Annotated in this window: 6 protein-coding genes; 5 read left to right on the plus strand and 1 reads right to left on the minus strand. The window is 72.1% G+C overall.

What is annotated here, in order from left to right; translation table 11 throughout:
- On the minus strand, nucleotides 1-1,311 hold a 1,311-nt coding region (locus G6020_RS01700), incomplete at its 3' end, for a nicotinate phosphoribosyltransferase (protein ID WP_182609461.1).
- Between the two features lie 110 nt (nucleotides 1,312-1,421).
- On the opposite strand from G6020_RS01700, the gene clpS reads away from it, so the two are divergent.
- From clpS to G6020_RS01725, 5 genes are all read left to right on the plus strand, one after another.
- Nucleotides 1,422-1,709 (plus strand): ATP-dependent Clp protease adapter ClpS, encoded by a 288-nt coding sequence (gene clpS / locus G6020_RS01705; protein ID WP_241730494.1) that lies wholly within the window; start codon nucleotides 1,422-1,424, stop codon nucleotides 1,707-1,709.
- 4 nt (nucleotides 1,710-1,713) lie between these two features.
- Nucleotides 1,714-2,325, plus strand: a complete 612-nt coding sequence (locus G6020_RS01710) for a DUF2017 domain-containing protein (RefSeq protein WP_179524843.1) — start codon at nucleotides 1,714-1,716, stop codon at nucleotides 2,323-2,325.
- A gap of 10 nt (nucleotides 2,326-2,335) precedes the next feature.
- Complete coding sequence (locus G6020_RS01715) at nucleotides 2,336-3,019, plus strand: rhomboid family intramembrane serine protease (protein WP_182609462.1); 684 nt, start codon at nucleotides 2,336-2,338, stop codon at nucleotides 3,017-3,019.
- Nucleotides 3,016-3,831: a glutamate racemase gene (gene murI, locus G6020_RS01720; RefSeq protein ID WP_179524845.1), complete on the plus strand. Its 816-nt coding sequence runs from the start codon at nucleotides 3,016-3,018 to the stop codon at nucleotides 3,829-3,831. The genes G6020_RS01715 and murI overlap by 4 nt, the downstream gene beginning before the upstream one ends.
- Before the next feature lie 82 nt (nucleotides 3,832-3,913).
- Nucleotides 3,914-4,693 (plus strand): MBL fold metallo-hydrolase, encoded by a 780-nt coding sequence (locus G6020_RS01725; RefSeq protein ID WP_182609463.1) that lies wholly within the window; start codon nucleotides 3,914-3,916, stop codon nucleotides 4,691-4,693.
- Nucleotides 4,694-4,788 lie beyond the last annotated feature (95 nt).

The raw sequence follows: 4,788 nt of genomic DNA on the forward strand, positions 1-4,788 counted from the left end.
CGGCTCGCCCTCGCTCAGGGCCAGACCCTCCCACGGCAGGGTCACCATCGCGGACTCGTGGAGCGCCCGCGACTCGGCCAGGGTCGGCAGGTCGGCCGCGGTGTCGCCGTCGCGCATGAGGGGGACCATCAGGTCCCGCTGCTCCAGACCCGGGTCGGCCGGCAGGGAACCCGCCCACGGCAGGAGCACCTCCTCGACCGCGGTGCCCGAACTCCGGTGCAGCCGGACCGCGCGCTTGGCGCCCGGCAGGGACTCCTTGTGTGCGGACCGCTTGGCCACCGGTATGCCGTCCACCTCGACGAGCTTGTAGACCATCCCGGCGGTGGGGGCGCCGGAGCCGGTCACCAGCCGGGTTCCCACCCCGTACGCGTCGACGGGTTCGGCCCGCAGGGCCGCGATCGCGTACTCGTCGAGATCTCCGGAGACCACGATCCGGGTCCGGTGGGCGCCCAGGGAGTCCAGCTGGACACGGACCTGGCGGGCGAGCATCCCGAGGTCGCCCGAGTCGATCCGGACGCCCCCCAGCCCGGGCCCGGCCACCTCGATCGCCGTGGCCACGCCGCGGGTGATGTCGTACGTGTCCACCAGCAGGGTGGTGTCCACACCGAGGGTGGCCACCTGGGATCGGAAGGCGGACGCCTCGTCCGGGCCGTCCGGTCCGGTGTGCAGCAGGGTGAACGCGTGCGCGGACGTGCCGGCGGAGGGGACCCCGTGCCGCCGGGTCGCCTCGACGTTGGAGGTGGACGCGAACCCCGTGAGGTACGCCGCGCGGGCCGCCGCCACCGCGGCCTCCTCGTGGGTGCGGCGCGACCCCATCTCGATGATCGGTCGGCCGTCCGCCGCCGCGGTCATGCGCGCGGCGGCGGAGGCGATCGCGCTGTCGTGGTTGAGCACGGACAGGACCAGGGTCTCGAGCAGCACGCACTCGGCGAACCCGCCCCGGATGCTCAGCACCGGGGATCCCGGGAAGAACAGTTCCCCCTCGGGGTACCCGTCGATGTGGCCGGTGAACCGGAAATCCCGCAACCACCCGAGGGTCCGCTCGTCGAGGGAGTCGGCCACCACCGCGAGCTCCTCCTCGCCGAAGCGGAAGTCCCGGAGCCGCTCCAGGAGTCGGCCCGTGCCGCCGACGACGCCGTACCGGCGACCCGCCGGGAGCCGTCGGGCGAACACCTCGAACACACAGGGGCGGTCGGCGGTCCCGTCGGCCAGTGCGGCCCGGATCATCGTGAGCTCGTACTTGTCCGTGAGCAGTGCGCTGGACGGACGGCCCGGCGGGTGAGGGGCGCGCGTCGGCGCGGTCGCGGTCACCCGGCTGACTCTACGGCGTGGCCGACCCGGCGGTAATCCGTATCCTTGGCCGTATGCACACCGTGACCACACAGATCGCGGACGACCGGAGCGTCGTCCCCGTGATGGCGATGCCGTCGGCCGCGCCCGTGGAAGCCACGGACACCGAGCTCGACGCCGGGGTGGACAGTCCCTGGCTCACCGTGGTGTGGGACGACCCGGTCAACCTGATGAGCTACGTGACCTTCGTGTTCCAGCGGGTCTTCGGCTACAGCAGGGAGAAGGCGCACGAGCTCATGCTCAAGGTCCACAACGACGGCCGCGCGGTGGTCTCCTCCGGGAGCCGGGACAAGGTGGAGAACGACGTCCGGAAGCTGCAGGAGGCCGGACTGTGGGCCACCATGCAGCGGGAGGTCTGAGCCCGTGAAGGCCTGGCAGCGCAAGTCCTCCCTCACCGGCCCCCGGGTCAAGGCGGTCATGGAGGGTCACGAGGTGCAGATCCTCCACGCCCTGGTGTCCAACATCGTCGACATGCTCGAGCAGCGGCGCGACTCCGCGCCGAGGGACGAGTTGGCCGAGATCACCGGGATGCGCAGCGGCCACTCCGAGCTCCCCGTCGAGGCCCCGCTCGCCCGCCTGCTCCCCGACTTCCACCGGCCCGAGCCGGGTGGGGGATCCGACGCGGACGCCGCCGCGGTGGCCCGCGCACACAATTCGGGCATGCGCATGATCCACGAGCCGGAGATCATCGACGTCAAGCTCGCGGCGGCGTCGACGGTCCTCAGGTCCCTCCCGGCGCGCGGTGGGACGGTCTCGCTCAGCCCCGAGCAGGCGCAGGCCTGGATGGGGTGTCTCAACGACGTGAGGCTCGGCCTGGGCGCGTTGCTGCTCGAGGCCGGGGCGGTGGACGGCGTCCCGGCCACCGACATCCCCGAGTTCGTCGCGGAGGACGACCCGAGGTCGGCGCACCTGGACGTCTACCACTGGTTGACCTTCATGCAGGACTCCCTGTGCACCGCTCTGACCGGGAAGTGAGGAGAACACGGTGAATCCAGATCCACGCACGTTCCGGGCGGGGGGCGTCCAGACCGCCCGGCCCGTCCCTCAGGGGCCGCGCCGCTGGCCGGCACTGATCCTGCTCTTCGCCTTTGTCGCACTGATGTGGGTGGTCGAGGCGGCTGACCAGGTCATCCAGGCCACCATCGGGCCCCCGCAGGGACTCGACGGCTACGGGGTGCGTCCGCTCTCGACCGACGGACTCCCCGGCATCATCTTCCAACCCTTCCTCCACGGGGACTGGGCGCACCTGATCGGCAACTCGATCGCCCTGCTCGTCCTGGGATCGATCATCGCGATGTCCGGGATCCGGCCCCTGATCAGCGTCACGCTCATCTCGTGGCTGGTCTCGGGTGTCGTGTCGTGGGTCCTGGGCGGCACCGGGACCGTCCACATCGGGGCGTCCGGCATCGTGTTCGGCTACATCTTCTACGTGATCGTCCGGGGTCTGTTCTCCCGCCGGTTCCTGCACCTGGTCGTCGGTCTGGTGATCGGCTTCTACTACGGGTTCGAGGCGCTCGCGGGACTGTCCCCGATGCTGGACGGCGTGTCCTGGCAGGGTCACCTCGGCGGGGCCATCGGCGGGGTCCTCTCGGCGTACGGACTCAAACGCGACCGGACGCCACAGGCGGTCACCGCCGGGCAGCGGCGGAACGCCGGCTCGCCGAGGTGACGTCTCCCGATCCACTGGCCCCGGTCGGGGTGTTCGACTCGGGGGCGGGTGGACTCACCGTGGCCCGGGCGATCATGGACCAGCTCCCCGACGAGTCGCTGATCTACGTGGGGGACACGGCCAACGGTCCGTACGGGCCGCTGCCCCTGGCCCGGGTGCGCGAGCACGCCCTGGCGGTCGCGGACTCCCTCGTCGACCGCGGGGTCAAGGCTCTGGTGATCGCGTGCAACACCGCCTCGGCGGCGATGCTGCGGGACGCGCGCGAGCGCTACCCGGTACCGGTGGTGGAGGTGATCCAGCCGGCGGCCAGGCGGGCGGTGGCCACCACGCGCTCGGGCCGCATCGGGGTGATCGCCACGCGCGCCACGGTCGCGTCGCTGGCCTACGACGACGCCGTGGCCGCGGCGGCCGGGGTCCACCTGACCTCGGTGGCGTGCCCGAAGTTCGTCGAGTTCGTGGAGCGCGGGATCACCAGCGGTCGGCAGGTCCTGGGTCTGGCGGAGGCGTACCTCGCGCCGATCCGGGACGCGGACGTGGACACCCTGGTCCTGGGGTGCACCCACTACCCCCTGCTGTCCGGGGTGGTCCAGCTCGCGGTGGGCGATCACGTCACGCTGGTCTCCAGCGCCGAGGAGACCGCCAAGGACGTGCTGCGCGTGCTCACCGCCGCGGACCTGCTGCGCCCCCACGACGCGGCGGATCCGGCGACGCGGGAGTACCTCGTGACCGGTGACCCGGACAGCTTCCGAAGGGTGGCGTCCCGGTTCCTCGGACCCGGTCTCGTGTCGGTCGGCCTCGCGGGTGCGGTGTGATCCCTCCCCGCGGACCGGTTCCGGGTCGCCCGCCGGGGCACACTCCGGGCGACCTCTCGCCGGCCGTGGCACGATGGTGCCCATGTTTCTGACTGTCCTGGGTTGCTCGGGGAGTATCGGCGGACCCACCTCGCCGGCGTCCGGGTATCTGGTGGAGGTCGAGGGGGTCGCCCCGGTCGTGATCGACATGGGGCCGGGGGTGTTGGGGGCTCTGCAGCGGTACATCGCGCCGGAGGACGCCACGATCCTGTTGTCCCATCTCCACGCCGATCACTGCCTGGACGTCCCGGGCCTGCTGGTGTTGCGGCGCTACGGTCCGGAGGCCGAGCGCGCGGTCCGGGTGCCGCTCATCGGGCCGTCCGGGACCGCGTACCGGATCGGGGTCGCCTCGGCGGAGGAACCGGGGGCGGTGGACGATCTGTCGGACACCTTCGAGGTGGGGTCGTGGGATGTCACGCCCGACGTGGAGATGACGGGCGACGACGGCGAGGTGGGCCTGCGCGTGCGGGCCGACCGGGTGGATCACCCGCCGGAGTCCTACGGGATGCGCCTGACGTCGGAGTCCGGTCGCGTCCTGGCCTACAGCGGTGACACCGCCTACTGCGACTCGCTGGTCGAACTCGCGGCCGGCGCCCACGTGTTCCTCTGCGAGGCCTCGTGGACCCACGAGGAGGGCCGCCCGCCGGGGATCCACATGTCCGGTGCCGAGGCCGGCCGGACCGCCCGACTGGCCGGGGTGGGCCGTCTGGTGCTGACCCACATCCCCCCGTGGACGGACCGCGAGGCCGTGCGCGCCGAGGCCGCCGCGCAGTTCGACGGCGAGGTCCTGTTGGCGGAGCCTGATCTCAGGCTCGAGGTCTGAGCGTCGGGTTCCGGGGCCCGGTGTCCGAGGCCCGGTGTCTGAAGCTCGGTATCTAAGGCTCGGTGCCTGCGCTCCGGCCGCTAGTATCGGCGGGA

The sequence above is a fragment of the Dietzia sp. B19 genome, assembly GCF_014145155.1.
GTDB lineage: Bacteria > Actinomycetota > Actinomycetes > Mycobacteriales > Mycobacteriaceae > Dietzia > Dietzia natronolimnaea.

What these genes read in the sequence shown, in the direction of transcription:
- clpS (WP_241730494.1), top strand. Translation starts at nt 1,422, where the DNA reads ATGCCGTCGGCCGCGCCCGTGGAAGCCACGGACACCGAGCTCGACGCC.
- G6020_RS01725 (WP_182609463.1), top strand. Translation starts at nt 3,914, where the DNA reads ATGTTTCTGACTGTCCTGGGTTGCTCGGGGAGTATCGGCGGACCCACC.